Origin of the sequence: Streptomyces sp. NPDC048696 (genome assembly GCF_043198895.1) — a bacterium.
Taxonomy (GTDB): domain Bacteria; phylum Actinomycetota; class Actinomycetes; order Streptomycetales; family Streptomycetaceae; genus Streptomyces.
Genome location: NZ_JBICVJ010000001.1, coordinates 504,368 through 523,396, shown reverse-complemented (window position 1 = coordinate 523,396; position 19,029 = coordinate 504,368). Strand labels below are relative to the sequence as shown.

At 70.8% G+C, this 19,029-nt stretch carries 17 protein-coding genes; 9 read left to right on the top strand and 8 right to left on the bottom strand.

Annotated features, from left to right (window positions below; all coding sequences use genetic code 11):
* Window positions 1–24: 24 nt before the first annotated feature.
* The 3 genes from ACGFRG_RS02315 to ACGFRG_RS02305 all read right to left on the bottom strand — a co-directional run bounded on the left by ACGFRG_RS02315 (window position 25) and on the right by ACGFRG_RS02305 (window position 2,849).
* Window positions 25–1,566 (bottom strand): purple acid phosphatase family protein, encoded by a 1,542-nt coding sequence (locus ACGFRG_RS02315; RefSeq protein WP_393260503.1) that lies wholly within the window; start codon window positions 1,564–1,566, stop codon window positions 25–27.
* Window positions 1,563–1,922 carry a hypothetical protein gene (locus ACGFRG_RS02310; RefSeq protein WP_393260501.1) on the bottom strand — a complete coding sequence of 120 codons (360 nt, stop codon included), beginning with the start codon at window positions 1,920–1,922 and terminating at the stop codon, window positions 1,563–1,565. Before ACGFRG_RS02310 ends, ACGFRG_RS02315 begins: the two co-directional genes overlap by 4 nt.
* 81 nt (window positions 1,923–2,003) lie before the next feature.
* Window positions 2,004–2,849, bottom strand: a complete 846-nt coding sequence (locus ACGFRG_RS02305) for a class I SAM-dependent methyltransferase (RefSeq protein WP_393260499.1) — start codon at window positions 2,847–2,849, stop codon at window positions 2,004–2,006.
* A gap of 16 nt (window positions 2,850–2,865) precedes the next feature.
* Here ACGFRG_RS02305 and ACGFRG_RS02300 point away from each other — a divergent pair, with 16 nt between their 5' ends.
* From ACGFRG_RS02300 to ACGFRG_RS02290, 3 genes are all read left to right on the top strand, one after another.
* Entirely contained in the window at window positions 2,866–3,054 is a 189-nt protein-coding gene (locus ACGFRG_RS02300) for a hypothetical protein (protein WP_393260496.1), read from the top strand.
* Window positions 3,055–3,219: 165 nt separating this feature from the next.
* Window positions 3,220–3,501, top strand: coding sequence for a hypothetical protein (locus ACGFRG_RS02295; protein ID WP_393260494.1), 282 nt, complete (start codon window positions 3,220–3,222; stop codon window positions 3,499–3,501).
* A 57-nt stretch (window positions 3,502–3,558) separates the two neighbouring features.
* Window positions 3,559–4,101 carry a ricin-type beta-trefoil lectin domain protein gene (locus tag ACGFRG_RS02290; protein ID WP_393260491.1) on the top strand — a complete coding sequence of 181 codons (543 nt, stop codon included), beginning with the start codon at window positions 3,559–3,561 and terminating at the stop codon, window positions 4,099–4,101.
* Window positions 4,102–4,116: 15 nt separating this feature from the next.
* Here the strand turns inward: ACGFRG_RS02290 and leuE are convergent, their stop codons facing one another.
* Window positions 4,117–4,785, bottom strand: a complete 669-nt coding sequence (gene leuE / locus ACGFRG_RS02285) for a leucine efflux protein LeuE (RefSeq protein WP_393260488.1) — start codon at window positions 4,783–4,785, stop codon at window positions 4,117–4,119.
* Between the two features lie 226 nt (window positions 4,786–5,011).
* On the opposite strand from leuE, the gene ACGFRG_RS02280 reads away from it, so the two are divergent.
* Entirely contained in the window at window positions 5,012–6,973 is a 1,962-nt protein-coding gene (locus ACGFRG_RS02280) for a hypothetical protein (RefSeq protein WP_393260485.1), read from the top strand.
* An 89-nt stretch (window positions 6,974–7,062) separates the two neighbouring features.
* A complete protein-coding gene (locus ACGFRG_RS02275; RefSeq protein ID WP_361417211.1) occupies window positions 7,063–7,539 on the top strand; it encodes a hypothetical protein in 477 nt (158 codons plus the stop codon).
* A 25-nt stretch (window positions 7,540–7,564) separates the two neighbouring features.
* On the opposite strand, the gene ACGFRG_RS02270 is transcribed toward ACGFRG_RS02275, so the two are convergent.
* Window positions 7,565–8,698, bottom strand: a complete 1,134-nt coding sequence (locus ACGFRG_RS02270; RefSeq protein ID WP_393260483.1) for a sensor histidine kinase — start codon at window positions 8,696–8,698, stop codon at window positions 7,565–7,567.
* Window positions 8,695–9,390 (bottom strand): response regulator transcription factor, encoded by a 696-nt coding sequence (locus ACGFRG_RS02265; RefSeq protein ID WP_361417205.1) that lies wholly within the window; start codon window positions 9,388–9,390, stop codon window positions 8,695–8,697. The genes ACGFRG_RS02270 and ACGFRG_RS02265 overlap by 4 nt, the downstream gene beginning before the upstream one ends.
* A 314-nt stretch (window positions 9,391–9,704) precedes the next feature.
* Here ACGFRG_RS02265 and ACGFRG_RS02260 point away from each other — a divergent pair, with 314 nt between their 5' ends.
* Genes ACGFRG_RS02260 through ACGFRG_RS02245 form a run of 4 tightly spaced genes read left to right on the top strand, consistent with a single transcriptional unit; the run spans window position 9,705 to window position 15,899 of the window.
* Window positions 9,705–10,871, top strand: coding sequence for a GNAT family N-acetyltransferase (locus tag ACGFRG_RS02260; protein WP_361417202.1), 1,167 nt, complete (start codon window positions 9,705–9,707; stop codon window positions 10,869–10,871).
* A complete protein-coding gene (locus ACGFRG_RS02255) occupies window positions 10,868–12,091 on the top strand; it encodes an acyl-protein synthase (RefSeq protein WP_393260480.1) in 1,224 nt (407 codons plus the stop codon). Before ACGFRG_RS02260 ends, ACGFRG_RS02255 begins: the two co-directional genes overlap by 4 nt.
* The gene (locus tag ACGFRG_RS02250) at window positions 12,088–14,625 is read left to right on the top strand and encodes an acyl-CoA reductase (protein WP_393260478.1); all 2,538 of its coding nucleotides are present in this window, start codon (window positions 12,088–12,090) and stop codon (window positions 14,623–14,625) included. The genes ACGFRG_RS02255 and ACGFRG_RS02250 overlap by 4 nt, the downstream gene beginning before the upstream one ends.
* On the top strand, window positions 14,622–15,899 hold the full coding sequence (locus ACGFRG_RS02245; protein ID WP_393260476.1) for an MFS transporter: 1,278 nt from the start codon (window positions 14,622–14,624) through the stop codon (window positions 15,897–15,899). Before ACGFRG_RS02250 ends, ACGFRG_RS02245 begins: the two co-directional genes overlap by 4 nt.
* A gap of 6 nt (window positions 15,900–15,905) precedes the next feature.
* Here ACGFRG_RS02245 and ACGFRG_RS02240 read toward each other — a convergent pair whose 3' ends face one another.
* The gene (locus tag ACGFRG_RS02240; protein ID WP_393260474.1) at window positions 15,906–17,078 is read right to left on the bottom strand and encodes an acyltransferase family protein; all 1,173 of its coding nucleotides are present in this window, start codon (window positions 17,076–17,078) and stop codon (window positions 15,906–15,908) included.
* Window positions 17,075–19,012, bottom strand: a complete 1,938-nt coding sequence (locus ACGFRG_RS02235) for a DHA2 family efflux MFS transporter permease subunit (RefSeq protein ID WP_393260471.1) — start codon at window positions 19,010–19,012, stop codon at window positions 17,075–17,077. The genes ACGFRG_RS02240 and ACGFRG_RS02235 overlap by 4 nt, the downstream gene beginning before the upstream one ends.
* Window positions 19,013–19,029 lie beyond the last annotated feature (17 nt).

The following is a 19,029-nucleotide window of genomic DNA, read 5'->3' as shown; positions in this document are numbered from 1 at the left end:
ACGCACCGCGGCCGCGTATGCGTGCTAGTGGGCGTCCCGGCGCCTGCGGTGGATGCGGAAGCGGTCGAAGAGGACGGGGGCGGGGTCCGGGTTCGTCTTGGTCGCGGTCGGGGTGTGGTAGTAGCTGACGGTGATCGTCGTACGGCCGCCGATCAGGGGTCCCGGGTCGACGTCGAAGACCGCGACGCCGTACGGGTAGGTCTGGTCGGGATCGCGCACCGCGGACCAGGTCGCCTTCTCTTTGGCGTCCGGGTCGGCCTTGTAGGTGAGGCGCTGGGTGCGGACGAAGGCGTCCGGGACGCCGTCGCCGTCGGGGTCTGTCAGATACGTGTCGTCGTGCGAGGCGGTTCCGCCGCCACCCAGGATGAGGTGGACGGTGCCCTTGGAGGTGTCGATGTCGTCGAGTCGGTCGTCGACGACGGCCGGGCGCAGGAGGCTGCCCGGGTCGGTGCCGCGTACCGGGTGCGTACGCTCGTAATCGTGGTCGTGGCCGCAGAGCACCAGGTCCACGGCGTGCCGGTCGAGGACGGGCAGCAGCTGCTCGCGCAGCCCCATGTCGCCGCCGTGGCTGGCGGCCGACGACGACATCGCGAACTGGTGCAGCGACACCACGATCCAGTCGACGTGCCGGCCCGCCCGGGCCCGCGCCAACGTCCGCTCCAGCCACTGGAGTTGGGCGCCCTCGCTGTAGCCGCTGATGTAGACGGACTGCCCGGTCGCCGGGTCGATGCTCGCGTCGTCCTCCACCGCGAGGTCGTTGCCGTCCAGGACGGCGAAGAGCACCGAGCCGACCTGGAAGCTGTACCAGTTCCCGCAGTAGTCACGGGTGTGGTTGTCGGGAAGGTCGAAGCGGGTCGCGTACGAGGCGTAGCCGAGGTCGCCGCCGCCCGCCTCCACCTCGTGGTTGCCGGGTGCGGGCATCCAGGGGCGGTTGGCGGCGGACACCGACATGTTGTTCATGAAGGCGTCCCAGCACTGCGGCTGGGTGTCGGCGTTGTTGTTGGCGTAGGCGAGGTCGCCGTTGAGCAGGTGGAAGAGCGGGTTGAACCGCTCCACCTGCCGCACCGCGACCGCCCCGTTGACGGCGGACTTCTTCCACTTGGGGTCGCCGGCGCCCAGGTCGCCGAAGCTGGTGAACCGGAACGGCACCCGTCCCGGCGCGGGCGCGGTGCGGAAGGTGGAGCGGCGCGGCGCCGCGCCGTCGTGCAGCACCTCGTACACGTACTCCGTGTCCGGCCGCAGCCCGCGCAGTCGCACCCGATGGGTGTACGTCTCGACCTTGTTGAGGCCGTCCACATACGTGGTGGTCTCGGCCCGCACCGTACGCCCGAGGTCCCCGCCGGGGCGCCCGAGGCGCAGGCGGGGTCGGCGCACCGAGGCGGCGGTCGCCCAGGAGACGGTCATCTCCCGCGAGGGCTCCTCGCCGTAGGCCAGGTGTATCTGCTCGGCCCCCGGCGCGTCCGCGACGGCGGGCTGCGTCCACAGCAGGGTCGACGCCGGACCGGCCGCCAACACACCTGCCGCCGCCGAGGCTTTGAGGACGGTCCTGCGTGCCGGCTGACTCACCGCTGTTCTCCTGACGCTGGGCTCTCGGAATCGCCCGAAGGCTCACAGCGGCAGAAGAACAACCCCACGGAGCGAGGGAAACGTCCGGCGGACAGCGGATGAAGGACGTTCGCCGAACGGATGAAACGGACGGCAGCCAGCCGTCGTCGTGGGGTGCCCGCGCCGCCGTGGTGCACGACGGCGGCCAGCTGGGCGGACAGTGCCGGCTCGGCCCAGCCATGGGCAGCGACCGCGCGGCGGCCCTGCGCGCGGACCGCCTCGATGGCCACCTCGCCGACGTCTGTCGACGCGTGCGTCGGCATACTGCCGAAACCCATGTACACCGGCGGTGCGCCGGCGTCCAGGAACGCGGTCAACTCAGCCGGGAGCGTTACGCGGACAACAACACCCGCACGTCGCGACTGCCAAATCCTCAAGCCGGCATGTGGAAACCCGGGCTACCTGGGGCGGTTGGCGGTGACCAGCCAGGCAGGGGCGTGCAGTCGCAGTGCGCCGTCCTTCTCGTGGGGGCGGAGGATGTCGGTCAGCTTCCGGTGGGCTCGCGTCTGGACCTCTTCCGTGACCTGGCTGGTCAGGTGGCGGCCGGGGCCGGAGGTCAGCAGGAAGGCGGCCGCGTCGGCGGCGTCGCGGCCCCACGTCCCGTACGCCTCAACGCGTACGACATCGATGTGCTCGAAACCGGCGGCGGACAGGATCGTGTTGGTGCGGTCCGGATCCGCCAGGGAGAACATTCCGGGGCTTCCCGGTGTGCCGAACTCTCCGACGGGCAGGATGTCGCGCAGTGCCGCGACGGCCTGAAGCCACTCGTTGTCCGCGGCCGGGGCCGCGCAGATGAATGCCATCCGGCCACCGGGGCGCAAGGCGCGCCCGATGTTGCCGAACGCGGCGACGGGGTCGGCGAAGAACATCACGCCGAAGCGGCTGATCGCGACGTCGAACGTGCCCGGCTCGAAGTCGTGGGCCTGAGCGTCTCCTTGCTCGAAGGCCACGTTCGGGATGTGCTCGTGCTGCGCGCTCTCGCCTGCGCGCGCCAGCATCGGTGCCGACAGGTCCAGGCCGAGCGCCTGACCGTCGCCGGCCCGGAGTGCGGCCAGTCGGGTCGTGCACCCGTTGCCGCAGCCGATGTCCAGGACGCGGTCACGCTCCTGGATCGCGGCGGCGGCGAGCAGGGGCTCGTTGAACCCGGCGTTGACGGCATCCCAGCGGTCCTGGTTCCGGGCCCAGTGATCGCCCTCGTACCCGTTCCACGCCTGTGCCTGGTCGGTGTTGACGACGTGGTGCATGGGAGGCCTCCTGTTGTTGGCTGCGATCACCGCCTATCTGGACGCCGAAACGCGGCTCGGACGCCTCCCGGACACCACCGACACCGTCTCGGTCGCCCTCGCCCTCGTCGGGACGGTTCATCACCTCCTGATGACGAGCTGGGCGGACACGCCGGACCCCCGTGAGCAGACGGTCCGCCTGGTCGCGCTGCTTGTCGGAGGGTAGGTGGCCGCCGCCGGGCGGTATGGGTGTAGCCCTGTTGCCCACGCGCCATCCCCTGTTCTGGGGGTAGCGGCGACAGTACTGGCGAGCCAGGATGTGAGGGTCAGTCATGGTCTGCGGGGGAGTGGCCGCTTCCGGCTGGGTACCTCCCCGGGAGGGAGAACAGTCATGCGTCGTCGTATCGCGGGGGTCGGCATGCTGGCCGCTGCCGGTGTGCTTGCCCTTGCTGTGCCCGCTCAGGCAGCGACGGGATACCTGGTGGTGAACGGTGTTCCTCACCAGAACCCGCAGCGGGGCTGCTATGCGACATCGTCGCCGGTCTCCCTCCAGAACTACACCAATTCCATCGTTCTGGTCCATGCTGCGGGGAACTGCCAGGGCCCCGTGACGGCGGAAGTGGACCCCGGACAGTCGGCGACGACGTTCGGGGCCAGCTACTTCGTCTTCTGAGCCAGCTGTGGACCGACCGCGCTCGCACGCGCCCGGTTCCGCCGGAAGGAAACGCCAGTGATCTCAGAGCGAGAAACCCGGAGCAGACCCAGGTCCGGACGCCGCGGCCTGGTCGCGTTCGTCGCGGCGGTGTTCGCGGTGCTGGTCATCGTCATGACCGGCGCGCCCGCGCAGGCCGATGGCTTCAGTGCGATCAACGTCTGGAACTCAAGCCACTGTCTCGACAACGCCACCGAGAACGCCGCGAAGCTTCAGATGTGGTCGTGCGACAGCGGTTCCGACGAGAAATGGCTGGAAGGGTTCAACACCCAGACCGGCCTGTTCACCTTCACCAACCAGCGCACGGGACGCTGCATCAGCGCGCCGGCCTTCGGGGCGGGAACGGTCACGATGGCGTTCTGTGACGCGGCCGACCCCGCTCAGCAGTGGAGCGTCTTCTTCGCGGACAACCCCAACGGGCCGCCCTCGGGCTGGTACGACGTCTGGCAGAACGCGTCGAGCGGGCTGTGCCTGTCCACGCCCAGCGTGCGCAACGGCACGCTCGTGCAGACGACGCCCTGCGATCCCTCCGACCAGTACGACAGATGGCACCAGCAGTGACCGGCGCCTGCGTCGTCACACCCCGCTGAGCGACAGCTTCGCGGCGAAGCCGAGGAAGAGCACGCCCGCCGCCGAGGTCGCCCCGGCCGACAGCCGCTTGCGGCGGCGGAAGGCGGCGGCCAGGCGGGTGCCGCTGAATATCAGCGTGGACAGGTAGAGGAAGCTCGCTGTCTGCAGCAGCGTGCCCAGCACCAGGAAGGACAGCGCCGGGTAGGCGTATCCGGGGTCCACGAACTGCACGAAGAAGGAGACCAGGAACAGGATCGCCTTCGGGTTGAAGAGGCTGAGCACCAGGGCACGCCGGTACGGCCGCTCGACGGCGATCTCCCCGGCCTCGCCCTCGGGGCCGGGAGCCGTGTCGGCCCCGGGTGACGCATGGCGGGTCCGCCACATGCCGAGTGCCTGCCGCAGCATGCCGATCGCCATCCAGGAGAGATACCCGGCACCGGCGTACTTGACCACGGCGAACAGCAGCGGCGTCGTCTGCAGCAACGACGCCGCCCCGAGCGCGGAGAGCGTCATCAGGACCGTGTCCCCGGTCCATACACCCGCCGCCGCGACATACCCCGTCCGCACTCCGCGCCGGGCGGCGACGGAGAGCACGTACAACGAGTTGGGCCCGGGCGCCAGAATGATCAGCACCAGGCCCGCGAGGTATGTCGGAAGATCGGTTACACCCAGCATGCGGCCGAGTGTCGCACAGGGGTGTGACAGTCGGTTCGGGTGTTTCACGATGTGGCACCGGTCGGCAGGGTACGGCGGGGGCGCGGTGTCGTCGCGACGGTTTCGCGGGCGAGTCGGTTGCGGGGAGTAGGTCCTGCGTTTGAGGACTTCGGCCTCGTGTGGCGGGTGGGTGCCAGGTGGTGGAATCCCGGCAACCGATATCGCCCGGAAAGCCGGAAGGTACCTCATGCGTCTTGGCTGGACCGCCGCAACCGCCCATGTCCTGCTCCTGAGTTCAGTCGTTGTCGCCGCGGATCTCTCCGTGGCCCACGCCCAACCCGTACCGCCCGCGATGCAGCAAGCGGCGGCATCGCGCAGTCTCCCGGACTTCGTGTACCGCGGGGTCAACCTGTGGCCGAAGGAGCCGTTGGCCAAGAACCCGGCCTATGAGTCGTCCGACCGCTATACCGAGCCGAATCCCGAGCGGGCGTTCAAGGAAGGCATGCATGGACGGCTGGCCGACGAGGCCCTGTCCGCGAACTTCTCCATCGAGCGGCACTTGCAGGGCGGCGAGCGCAACATCAGTCCGTACATCTCCACCACGGAGGACCTGGCGACCGCCAAGAAGTTCGCCCTGGGGACGGGAAACCAACCGGCTGCCTATGGGTTTGAATTCCGGCAGGGCGCGGACGGCAAGGTGCGGAAATTCGCCGTCTCCCGGGGCATCGTCTACATCATCAAGCCCACCAGCGGCAATATGGTCTACGTAGCGGACGCCGCGCAGCGCGAAGGCGTGGCGGACAAGCCCTCCGTGTGGGAGAAGTTCGGCCAGCGGGAGTGGGCGGCGTTCCGGAAGATCGATCCGCGGAACATCCACTCGGCGCAGGTGTATGAGCGTGTCGCCGAGGTGGACGAGAGCGGGAAGATCGGCACGTGGTCCGAGGCCGCGATAGCCAGGGGCGACTTCACGGTGGACGGTAAGCAGGTCAGGAGCCTCCAGGTCAATGATGCCTTCGACGCGAACCATCCCGGCTTCCTGCCCGCCCGTATGCCGTGTTCTCCCAGTGGCTCCGGCGGCCGCGCCAAGCGTTCCGTGAACCTGTGCGGAACCGGTGCGCCCGTGGAGGAGAAGCCGAGCGGTGAGGCGTCGGAGTCGCTGGAATCGCTGGAGTCCAGGCAGGTCGAGAAGGTCTTCGGGGAGTTGGCGGGCAAGTACGCGCTGAAGGTGGTCGCGCGCGACGGCAAGACGTTGTCGCCCGCCGATGTCCACGCCCGGATCCGGCAGTACACGAGACTGTCGCCGCAGGCGAAGGCCACACTGCGGGCGGGGCTGAAGTCGGCCGCCGGTACGGCCAAGGGTGCGCTGGTGGTGGCCGGAGGCGCCCTGTGGGCGAAGGGTGTGTACGACGCGTTCGCCGAGGACACCAGCAGTCTGGACAAGGCCGCCGCGCTCACCGCGATCGTCCCGTTCGTGGGCTGCGGCACACAGGCCGCGGCGAACAGCGACCACGGCCGGTTCGACGCCGACGACACCGCGGCCTGTTTCGGGGCCGACGCGCTGCTGGTGACCCCGTTGTGGCCGGCCGGGCTGACGCTGCACGGCGCCCGCTATTTCACCGCGAAGTGGCAGGAGGCCCAGATTCCGTCGATCACGGTGTTCCAGAAGGCGCGTGACGAGGCGTGGGGGCAGACCTTCGCGGACTTCCGTGGGCAGGGCCTGGCGAAGCTGGTCGCCTCGGCCGCGCAGGCCGAGCGCCAGCAGGTGGAAGCGGAGAAGGCGGTGGTCCTGCACAACGCCGCCGAGAAGATCGCCGAAATCCAGCGGGGCGGCGCCTCGGACGCGGCCAAGCGGCTGCTGACCCGCAGCGCCGAGCGCGCCGCCGAGAACCGGATCGACGAGCTCCCGCAGCAGGTGCGGCAGCAGTTCGACACCGCGATCCGGGACGCTCTGGTGGAGCGCGCCCGGCAGTACAACGAGGAGTTCATCAAGCAGGAGGTCGACATCGACCGCTGGAAGGACGAGTCCTGGCAGGCGACTCTGCACGGCCCGAGCCACTCCCGCGCAGACCGCCAGGCATACCTGGACAAGCTCGTTCAGCGGCTCCGCGACGCCGACATGCTGCCGCCGGTGCCCGACGCGAAGACCCTCGCCCCGGACATCGCCCGCGCACGCGAGGCCCTGGCCACGGCGGCGGGCGGCAACAGCTGATCGTCGGCCATGCCGGGCGCCCGACCCATCGCGGCGTAAAGTGCGCAAATACCGGTATATCCCTCATGGGAATGATCGAGGTTCCGCCCATGGCACACTCAGCTCCCCCTCCCCACCGCGTCTCCCGCACCGGCGTCCTCCTCGCCGTGATCGGCTTGGCCTTCGCCGTCCTGGTGGCCGTCGGACTGATCTGGTCCCGGGAGATCGCGTTCTGGATCAAGGGGCATACGGCGGGGAGCGCATGGTTCCTCACGTACGAAGGGGCTACGGTCAGCGGCGGGCCCCGGGCCACCGACGTGCGGTACGGACACAGCCCCGACCGCTACAAGTCGCAGTACGCGCAGGAGCGCGTCGGGCCCGTCCAACTCCCTTGGAAAACCGAGGTGTTCGTGAACGTCGGCAAGGAGGCGCGGGTGGAGCTGGTTCCCGCAGCGGACGGGGTGGTCTCCTGCCGCATCCTGCTCGACGGGGTCCGCGTCGTCGCCGAAGGGAAGTCGCCGGGCCCGGGCAAGCCCGCCGTCTGCCGGGTGGACACCCCGGCCACTCCGGAGAAGTGGCCGCGCTGAGGCGACCGTATGCCATGCGTGCCGGTCACGGCGTGGCGGTCGGGAGGGTGGCGGTGACCAGGAAACCGCCGTCCTCGGTCGTTCCGGCGGTGAAGAAGCCGCCCAGGAGATGGACGCGCTCGCTCAGCCCGATCAGGCCGTGTCCGCCGCTCGGCAGATCCAGCGGGACCGCCGCGCGGTCGGGTGGGCCGTTGCGCACCTCGATGGCCAGCTCGCCGTCCTGCTGGTGCACCCGGACGAGCAGTTCGGCGCCCGGGGCGTGTTTGCGGGCGTTGGTCAGTGCCTCCTGGACGATGCGGAACGCGGCCCGCTCGACGGCCTCCGGGCACTGATCGCACGCCCACTGGTCGATCTCGGCGGTGATGTCGAGGGCGCTGTCGGCGATGAGGCGTTCCAGGTCGGCCAGGCGGGGCTGCGGGGTGAGCTCGGCCTGGCCGCCGCCGGACGCGGCCCGCAGCACTCCGACCATATGGCGCAGCTCCTCCAGCGTACGGACCGACAGAGTGCGGATCACGCCCGCGATGTCCTTGGTCGCCGGGTCGGTGCTGCTCATCCGCAGTGCGCCTGCCTGGAGGCTGATGAGGCTGACCTGGTGGGCGACGACATCGTGCATCTCCCGGGCCAGCCGGGCCCGTTCCATGGCCAGGACGTGCTCGGCCAGGAGCCGGTCGCCTTGGGCGCGGCTCTCGGTGAGGTCGTGCAGCCGGTCGGCGAGTTCGCCGCGCAGTCTCATGAGATACGCGAAGGCGAGCGCGGCCGAGGCATCGACCAGAACGCCCTCCAGCCTGGTCTCCTCACTGGCTCGCGAGCTGAACTCGTCGGCGGTGAAGGGATACGGCAGGAACTCGGCGGCGATGAAGAGCATCGCGCACACCGCCACGATCCCGCGGTGAGGGCGCAGGCGGGCGACGGTGTAGAGGGCGATCAGCCCGGCCAGCCAGGCGGTGGCCAGGTAGGTGCCGGGCAGCGTCAGGAGCTGCACGAGGAGCGGCTGTCTGCGCCGGGCGAGGAGTACGACCGCCGAGAAGACGGCCGCGCCGCGTTCCACCGCGCTCAGCGACCCCTCGTCGCCGACGAACGTGTCGGCGAAGGCGATGAGCACCGGGCCGACGAGGAAGAAGAGCCTCTTGGCCCGCGCACTGGGAACGTAACGTCTCATGCCGGGTTGCGCGGTCGGGGCCGCCCCAGGCCCGCCCGTTCCGCGAGTACCGCCGCCTGGACCCGGTTGAGTCCGCCGAGCTTGCCGAGGATCGCGCTGACGTGGTCCTTCACGGTGCTGTGGGCCAGATGCATCTGCTCGGCGATGGCGCCGTTGGACAGGCCCTGACCGAGCAGGGCCAGTACCTCCAGCTCGCGGGCGGTGAGCTGGCGGACCGCGTTCGCGGCTTCCTGGAGGCCGTCGATCCCGTCGACGAAACCGCCGATCACGGTGGTGGTGACGGACGGGTCCAGGGTGCTGCCGCCCGAAGCCAGCACACGGACCGCGTGTGCCAGCTGCTCCGGTTCGGTGTCCTTGTGCAGGAAGCCGCGCGCGCCCTCGCGCAGCGCGGTGGTGAGGTATTCGTCCGTGTCGAACGTGGTCAGCATCATCACGGCGGGGAGTTCGGCGGTGCGCTGGGCGTTGAGGCGGCGCAGCACGGTCAGCCCGTCCACGTCCGGCATCCGGATGTCGAGCATCAGCACGTCCGGGCGGTACGCGAGGACCGTTTCCACCGCCTGCCCGCCGCTGCAGTCCGCGACCACCTCGATGTCCGGTGCCGCGCCCAGGATCATGCGCAGTCCGGACCGGACGAGCTGTTCGTCGTCGACGATGACGACCCGGATCGCTTCGGCTGCCTGGTCCTGCTCCACGCAGTGAATCTACGGCGCACCGCCCGGCGGCGCCTTCCGGGACGGGGCCGTATCGCGCCGACGGGTGAACGTACGCCTGCTCGCCCGCCCCCGCCCACCCCTCCGAACGGCGGGGGCAACCGGGGCCGCCGGACGGGTGTGGCGTCGCGGTGTCGGTCGGAACATTAGTGAGAGAAGGCCCGCGCTGAAGCGCTCCCCTCGCACGGCGAGCCGGGACGGGGCCGGTTGGCAGGCACGGCGGGTCTCCTCTCGCCCACGGGACCCGCCGACCGTCGCAGAAACCGCAGGTTGGACAGGAATCCAGGATGGGCCCGATGTTGATCAGACCAGCTCCCCGCGCCGCCGTACTGCTGGACACCGCCTCGCACGACGATGTGGCAGCGCTGCGTCATCTCTACTTCACGGTGTACGGCAGTGTGTACCCGCTGCCGGTGGGCACCGACCCGGCCGCCATGGCGGCGGCTGTGGACGACCCCGGCACCCGCTGGCATGTGGCCCGGCACGCGGTGACCGGGCAGGTCATCGGCTCGGCGGTGCTCCGGGGCGACCGTGCGGCCCGGATCGGCAAGGTCGAGGCCCTGGCCGTGCACCCCGAGCACGCCGGGGCCGGCATCGGGCGGGCGCTGCTGTCCGAGCTGTGCGAGGCGGCGGTGGGGCCCGGCGGCGAACTGGACTCCGTGTACGCCACGGCACGCTGCGTCAGTCCTGCTCCGCAGCGCGCCCTGCTGCGGCACGGCTTCCGCCCGGCCGGGCTGCTGCCCGCCGCGGTGCAGGTGTGCGGCCGGGAGAGCCTGGCCCTGCTGGTGCGCCACCGGGACGGCGTCCTGGACCGGCGAGCGCCGCTCGGCGAGCTGCCCGGCCAGATCGTGTCCCTGCTGGACGCGGCCACCAGCGCGGGCATCGCCTTCGACGGCGTCCGCCCCGGGCCGGACACGCCCGCCGTGCGGCCGGGCCAGGCGGCGGAGCCTATGGAGGTGGTGCAGGAACCCCATTTCGTACGGCGTCACTATGCCCGCACCGCCCGACGGGCGCCGGCGGGGCTGCCCTGGGGCGAGCCGAACGCGCTGCTGGCCCCGGTGGACGGGCGCTTCGAGACCTACGCCGTGATCGACCGCACCAGCGGCTGCGGCATGCTGCTGGACACCGAGCCGCACGACCCCGCCGCCGACGCGGCCCTGGGGGACGTGGTGCAGGCCATGGCCGACCGGGGCGCGCTGTACGTCGAGGCGGTGCTGCCGCTGGCCGACCGGCCCCGCCTCGATCTCTACCTCGCCCACGGCTTCGTCCCCACCGGTGTCTACCCGGCCATGCGCTTCGACGGGGAGCGCTGGCACGACCACGTCTTCCTCAGCCACGGCGCCAGCCGTCCGGACTTCCGGGCGCTGGACGTGGACGAGCACTTCACGCGCTATCTCCAGCACTACCGCCGGATGTGGACCGCGACGTATCTGTCGACTTTCCCGGAGGACTCCCAGCGATGACGAACGCGATGACACACCCCACCGCCGCCTCGCCCGGCGCCGCCCATCTGAAGTACTTCGCGCCGCTTCCCGTGCCCGATCCCGGACGGCTCGCGCACCTTCAGCGGCTCGGTGACCTGCGTACGCCGTACGCGACCGGACCCGCGGTCGACGACCTCTTCGCCACCGCGCTCGACGAGGTCAACCGATGGCATATCGACAACTCACCGGTGTACCGGGACATCTGGAACGGCCACTCGGCGGACCGGAACGCCCCGATCGCGTCGGCCGACGACGCGGCCGGACTGCCACTGGTCCCCGCCACCTTCTTCAAGTCCCACGAAGTGCTGTCCATCGGCCGTGACGAGGTGGCGGCCCATCTCACCTCGTCCGGCACGACCGGCCAGAAGTCGCAGATGTTCTTCGACGCGTGGTCGATCGGCTCGGTGATGCGGATGGCCGCGTTCGTCCTGGACCACTACGGGTTCATCACCCCGGACCAGCCGAACAACTATCTGTTGTACAGCTATGAGCCCACCGACGCGCTCAAGCTCGGCACCGCGTTCACGGACAACTTCCTGTGCGACCTGGCCCCGGTCAACGAGCGCGCGTACGGGCTGCGCGCGGTCGGCAGCGAGCACGTCTTCGACTCGTTCGGCAGCGTCGACACCCTGCTGCGCTACGCGGAGCAGGATCTGCCGGTACGCATCCTCGGCTTTCCCTCCTTCCTCTGGTTCACCCTGGAGCGGATGCGCGCGATGGGGGTCGGGCCCCTGAAGCTGCGGGCGGACTCGTTCGTCTACCTCGGCGGCGGCTGGAAGGGCCAGGCGGGCCGCCAGGTCTCCAAGTTCGAGCTCTACGACCGGATCGAGGAGCAGCTGGGCATCCCGCACGAGCGCGTCCGCGACAGCTACGGCGCGGTCGAGCACGGTGTGACGTACGCCGAGTGTGCCCGCCACCGCCTCCACGCGCCCGTGTGGTCGAGGATCTTCGCCCGCGACGTCGCGACACTGCGCCCGCTGCCGTACGGCGAGCAGGGCTATCTGCACTGCGTGTCGCCGTTCATGACCTCCGCGCCCGTGCACAGCCTGCTCATGGGCGACCTGGTGTCCGTACGGCCCGGGTCCGATTGCGGCTGCGGTCTGGAGACACCGTGGTTCGAGATCCACGGGCGGGCCGGAACCAGCACCAACCGCAGCTGCGCCGTCGCCGCTGCCGAACTGATGAAGGGGGCGTCGTGAACGCCGAGTTGGAGCACCTGTGGCAGGGCGAGTGGATCGACGACCGGGAGGCCGAGAAGCTGCTGGCCGACCTGCCCGTCCTCGCCCGGACCGAGCTGAGCCGCCCGCTGCCCGCCCGGCAGACCGTCCGGGCCTGCGAGCGCCTGTCCCGGCTCCTCGCCTCGCCGGACAGCGCCGTCCACCAGAAGCTGGCGAACTGCCTGCGCGAGAGCGGCGCGGACGCCGCGTCGGCGGCGACGAGCCTCGCCGAGATCGCCGAGTTCCTTTCGGCCGAGTCCCTGGAGCGCAAGCTCACCGCCGAGCTCGGCGGCACCGCTCCGCACAGCCTGGGACGAGCGGATTTCCGTACGCCGGTGTTCGAGGCATGGGCCCCGATCGGCCTGCTGGCGCACATCACCGCCGCCAACGACCCCATCGTCGGGGTGTTCAGCGCGGTGGAGGGGCTGCTGGCGGGCAACGTCAATGTGCTCAAGACCAGTGGGGGCGACTCGCTGTTCACCCATCTCATCCTGGAGGCGCTGGCCGCCCAGGACCCGGACGGCGACATAGCCAAGCGGCTCATCGTGCTGCGCTTCTCCTCCAGCCGTACGCACTGGCTGGACCTGATGTGCGCGCCCGCCGACGCCGTCGCCGCCTGGGGCGGCGAGGAGGCGATCGCCTCGGTGGCCTCCCGGGTCGGGCCCGGCTGCCGCCTCGTCGCCTGGGGCCACCGGATCTCCTTCGCCTATCTGACCGCCGACTACTGGGCCGACGACGAGACACTGGCCGGACTCGCCGACAGCATCTGCCGCCTGGACCAGCAGGCCTGCTCCAGCCCCCAGGTCGTGTACCTGGACACCGCCGACCCGGCCGCGCTGACCGCGTTCGCCGAGCGGCTGGGCCCCGTACTCGACGAGCGCGGCAGCCGCATCGCGCAGGCGCGGCCCTCGCTCGCCGAGCAGGCGGAGATCACCACGACCGTGCTGCTCGCGCGGACCGAGGAACACCTGGGCCTCACCCGGGTCTTCGAGAGCGCCGAAGGAGCCTGGCGCATCCTCGTCGACCACCGCTCCGCGCTGCGCGCCTCGCCGCTCTACCGGACGGTGTGGGTCAAGCCGCTGCCCCGCGAGGCGATCACCGCGACCCTGCGGCCCATGCGCCGCTACCTCCAGACCGTCGGCCTCGCCGCCGCTCGCCCGGACGTGCCCGGCCTCGCCGCGCACCTGTTCACCGCCGGAGCGCTGCGCGTCACGCCGGTCGGCTCCATGATGGACAGCTACGCCGGCGAGCCCCACGACGGCCAGTACCCGTTGCAGCGCTACAGCCGCCGCGTCAGCGTGCGGCTAGACGAACGCTTCATGCACGACACCCGCCTGGACGACATGGGCGCGCCCGGCCCCGACCCGGCCTGGCGGCTGCCCGACCCGGCGACACCCGTGATGACCAAGGCGGACGTCCAGGCCCTCAACCCCGCTGTCGCACCCGACAAGGCGCAACTGCACATCACGAGCGGCGGCACGAGCGGCACACCCGCCCTGTCCGTCTACACCTACGCGGACTTCCGCAGCCAGACGCAGCGAGCCGGTGAAGGCCTGATCGCGGCGGGCCTCGACCCGCGCACCGACCGCGTCGCCAACCTCCTCTACGCGGGCGGCATGTACGGCAGCTTCCTCTACGGCCACGGCCTGCTGGAGGGCATCACCGCCGCCCAGCTGCCCATCGCCGCCGGGAACGACTACGAACAGGACGCCCGGATGATCGTCCGGCACCGGGCCAACACCCTGCTCGCGATGCCCTCGTACATCTGGCAGCTGTTCCGCAACGCCGGACACATCCTGCGCGAGTACGGCGGCGTAGAGAAGATCTTCTACGGGGGCGAGCACTTCGGTGCAGAGCAGCGCCAGCACCTCAGTGACACCTACGGCATCGGTACGATCCGGTCCTTCGTCTACGGCGGCACGGACCTCGGCACCATGGGCCACCAGTGCAGTCACGCCGTCGGCTCCGTGCACCACCTCTTCAGTGACCTGTTCACCCTGGAGATCCTGGAGGTGGACTCCGACCGGCCGGTGGCCGAGGGCGAGACCGGACGTCTGGTGTTCACTCCGCACACCCGCAGCGCCCCCGCCATCAGCCGCTATGAGCAGGGAGACCTGGGCCGCTGGGTCGAGGGCGCCTGTGGCTGCGGCCGCACCACCCCCCGCTTCGAACTGCTCGGGCGTACCGGAGACGTGCTGCGTGTGGGCACCTACTTCCTCAACTACCGCAAGTTCCAGCGGATCGCGGAGACGCACCTGGGTTACTGCGGTGAGCTGCAAGTGGTCGTGGAACCGGGCGAGGAGCGTGAGCGGGTAACCGTACGCCTCGATCGCACGGCGGGCGTGGACGCGGAGACGGCGAACGCGGCCTTCCTCACCCACTACTCCGAGCTGCGGGAGGGACTGGCCGAGGGGCTGATGGACTTCTGGATCGAGAGCGCCGACCCGGGGGCGTTCCAACGCAGTGCCGGCAGCGGCAAGTTGCGTCCGGTCGTCGACCGGAGGCAGCCGTCGTGACAGTCGACCACGGCCGGACGGTCGAGGCGGCGCGCGTCGGTACCGGGCCCCTGATCACCCGTAACAGCGGCTTCGCCCGGGTCTGGGGTGCGCAGCTCCTCAGCCAGAGTGCCACCCGTATGTATCAAATGGGCATGTTGTGGTGGGTCCTCGGGCAGGTCGTCGCCGGTGAGCGCGGTATGGCGTCCGGGATCTTCCTGGCGTGCGCCGCCCTGCCACCCGTGCTCTTCGCGCCGTGGATCGGCCGCGTCGTCGCGGCCCACCCCAGCGGCCGGGTACTGCGGGGCGCGGTCGTGGCCGCGGCCGCCATCGGCCTCGTGCTCGCCGTCGTGGCGCTGGTGGCCCGGCTGCCGCTGGTCGCCGTGTACCCGGGGATGCTCGCGCTGGCCTCCTGTCAGGCGCTGTTCGACCCGTGTCTGACCAAGGCGATTCCCGAGTTGGTCGACGACGCCGACATCGAGAACGCCACCGCGTTCGAGCAGTCGACCTTCTCCCTGGTGGGCATGGCGGGGGCGGTGCTCGGCGCGGTCCTGGTGGGTGTCGCGGGCCCGTTGCTCGTGGTGGCGACCAGCGCGGCGGCCTACCTCGCGGCCGCCGTCGTGCTCGGTCCCGTCCGGTTCCGTCCCGTGGAGTCGCCCGAGGCGGACGCCGACGCGCCCGCGGGCGTTCTGCGGACCTGGCGGATGCTGGCTTCGCGCCCCTTCATCCGTATCGCGCTCGTCTGCTTCGCCGCGGCGAACTTCTTCATCACCGCGACCTTCGTCGTCCTGCCGCTCTACACCAAGGACGCCCTGGCCGCGCCCAGTACGACCCTCGGCCTGCTGGAAGGGGCGTTGTGGCTGGGCATGCTCCTCGGCACCTTCAGCGGCGCACGGCTGCCGGGATCGCCCTCGCGCATCGGGGCCGTCTGCGTGGCGCTGTTCGGCGCGGCGCTGGTCGTGCCCGGACTCGTCGCCGACCGCACGGTGTTCCTGCTGTGTCTGCTGGTCGCCGGATGGGCGGTCGGCGCCACGAACGTGGTGTTCGTCGCCCTGTTCCAACGCACCGTCCCGACGGCGGCCAAGCCCGCGTTCTTCGCCACCATGCTGGCGCTGCTCGGCGCGAGCTTCCCGCTGGCGTCCCTGGTCTTCGGTGTGGCGGGCGATCTCTTCGGCCCGCAGACGCTGTGTCTGATCCAGGCCGTCGGGCTGCCGCCGATCGCCCTGGTCCTGTGGCTCCGCTCCGGCCGCGCGGCCGAGGCGGCGCGGGCCGGAGCGGAGGAACCGCGTATATGAGAGGCGCTACGGGGCGAGCCTGCCTCCGCAGTGGGGGCACGCCCCTCTGTGGCGGCCGGCGGACGCCGTGCGGGGCCGTCCCCAGTGGCGCATGGCCGGGCGCTCGACGGCCAGATGCAGCAGCCAGGCGAGCAGTAGGGAGACGATGAGCATCGGGATCCCGACGACCACCTGCTCCGTCAGGCCCATCGTGCTGAAGTGCGGGATGCCCAGCAGCTTCGCGCCGTAGTCGATCACCGGCTTGTGCACCAGATAGAGCGCGAACGACACCTCACCGAGCCAGATGAGGTACGGGTGACGCAGGGGAGACGGGTGTCCCTCCACATCGGCGACCGCTCCCGCGCAGATCACCAGGGCGATAGGGACAACGGTCGCGGCGGCGAAGGAGCAGAGCAGGGTCTCCATGGCCATCCAGTAGCCCAGCGCGAGCAGGGCCGTTGCGGGCAGCAGACCGATCTGCGGCCACTTGCCCGCGGCGACGATCCGCGCCACGGTCATCCCGAGCGCGAATTCGAGCAGCCGCGCCAGCGGGAAGAACCCCACGAACCAGGTGTCGTTGTTCAGGTAGGGCAGCAGCGGGGCCACCGGCTGCCCGGCGGGGATGAAGTGCAGGGCGATGGCCGGCAGAGCGAAGATCGTGGCCACGAGCGCTCCGGCGACCCACCACAGGGTTGCCGTCGACATCCGCCGGATCTGCCGGACCAGCAGGGGGAACGCCAGATAGAAGAAGACCTCGCACGACAGCGTCCAGCTCACCGGGCTGAGGGCGGTCATGAGGTTGAAGCGCGGCAGCCACGACTGCGTCAGGGTGGCCGTGGGCAGGATCTGCGCGGCGACGATCGCCTTGCCGGTCAGGAGCAGCAGACCGGCGTGGGCGGCGGCGACCACCAGGTGGTTCGGGTAGACCTTGGCCGCCCGCCGCCGCCAGAAGGTGCGGGCGGTGGTCTCGGGCCGGGTCGACCAGGTCAGGACGAAGCCGCTGAGCACGAAGAAGAACGAGACGCCGACCTCGCCGAGGGTGCGCCAGAAGTCCCCGTTGCCCCGGATGTAGAGGGAGAAGTGGCACAGGAACACCGCGGCCGCGGCCGCGAAGCGCATGCCGGTGAGGGTGGGGAGGCGATGTTCATGACTGGCTGTCGGGGTCCGCGTGGAGGTGGGGCCGGTGATCGCTTGAGTCATCGCTGGTTCCTTCTTTCTGCGTGGGTGCCGAGTCCGTCGGCGCCCGGGCTCATCGAGCCGGTGCGTCGGCGGCTTCGGCGCGGGGTGCCGGGCCGTTGGGCCCAGCGGGTGTTCTGCTCGCCGACGGCCTGTTGCACGGCCGCCGCGAGCAGAGCAGGGGTGACGTCCGGCGCGAGGGTCTCGACGCGGCCGTGGATGGCCTTGCGGAGGAGACCCGCGGGGTCGCGGGACGACCGTGGCGCGCGAACGGGAACATCGAGGACGGCGCTGACGGCGGCGGCCAGGCCGGAGGTGTCGCCGCACACCGCGTGGTCGACGGAGGCCAGACCGCGTGCGCGCAGGCCCTGGAGGAAGGACGACCAGGTGGCCGTCGCGTCGATGCCCGCCACCTCGAAGCCGATGACTTCGCGCCGACCGCGTCTGCCGACGCGGATCGCGGTGAGGATCTGCGCGCTGCGGTAGTGGGGACCGTCCCGGACGACCACGGACAGGGCGTCGAGACGGAGCACTACCGTCCGCCGTGAACGTGCCCCGAACGCAGGGCTGTCGCCCGGCCGCAGGGCCATCGCGAGGACTACGGCGGTGGCGAGGACACCCGTGGTCAGCAGCGTCGTGGCCTGTAGGGCGTCGGCGAGTGCGGAGGCATCGGCCGCCGGGCCCCGGGTGCGATGGCTGATGAGCGCTCCCACCGCGGCGCTGCCCAGGACGCCGCCGATCTGGCGGGTGGTGTTGAGCACCCCGGAGGCCGCTCCCGCGTGGCGCGGCTCCACGGCATCCGTCGCGATCTTCGCCAGCGGGGCCAGCGCGCAGCCGATGCCCACATCGGCGGTGAGCATGGCGGGGAGCAGGCTCCACGGATCCAGTCCCGGGCGAGCCTGCGCGCCCATCAGGACGAGCCCGTACGCGTACGTCACCAGGCCCGCCAGTACGAGGGGTTTGCCGCCGAATCGGTCGCTAAGGCGGCCCGAGACATGGGCGGCGGCCGCCGCGGCGAGCGGTGTCGGAGCGGTGAGCAGGCCGGACTGGAGGGCCGAGCGGTCCAGGCCTTGTTGGAGGAAGAGCGCGAACGGGGCGGCGGTGCCGATGACGGCGAACTGGACACCGGCCCCGATCCCGTTGGCCAGCGCGAAGTCGCGGTGGGCGAACAGGGCCCGGGGCACCAGGGGAGCGGGGGTGCGCGAACGCTGCTGGACGCCGAACAGCACCAGACAGACGAGGCCCGCGCAGAGCATCTGATGCCTGGTCAAGAAGGCATGGCCAAAGGGTGGTCGGTGTCCGCCGCCCAGCAGGGCGAAGGTCACAGCGGTCAGCCCGGTGGTCAGCAGGGCGAGCCCGGCGAGGTCGACTCCGCGCTCGCCGCCGGGTCTTGGCGAGGGCAGGAAGAGGAGTGCGAGGACGAGCGCGACCGTCCCGGCCGGCACGTTCACCATGAAGATCCATTGCCAGCCGGCTGTGGTGACCAGGAGGCCGCCCAGCAGGGGTCCGGCGACGATGGAAAGGCCCAGGACGCTCGTCAGCATCCCGAAGGCGGCGCCGCGCCGGTGGGCGGGGAACAGCACCGCGATGAAGGCACCGACTTGGGGCGTGACGAGGGCCGCGCCGACGCCTTGCACGGCGCGCCAGAGCAGCAGCTGGCCGATGCCGTCGGCCAGGCCGCACAGGGCGGAGGAGACGGTGAACAGGACCAGGCCCGCCGCGTAGACGGGTTTGGGGCCGTAGCGGGCGCCGAGCCGGCCTGCCGGGATCATGAACACGGCGTAGGTGATGACATAGGCGTTGACGACCCACAGCGCCGCGTCCAGGTCGGCCGCCAGGTGCTCCATCATGGCGGGGATCGCCACGTTCACGATCGTCGTGTCCAGCACGATCATGAAGAAGCTGAGGCAGAGGATGCCCAGCAGGGCCCAGGGAGCCCGGCTGCCCTTGTGCTCCATCACCCACTCCTCGCGCA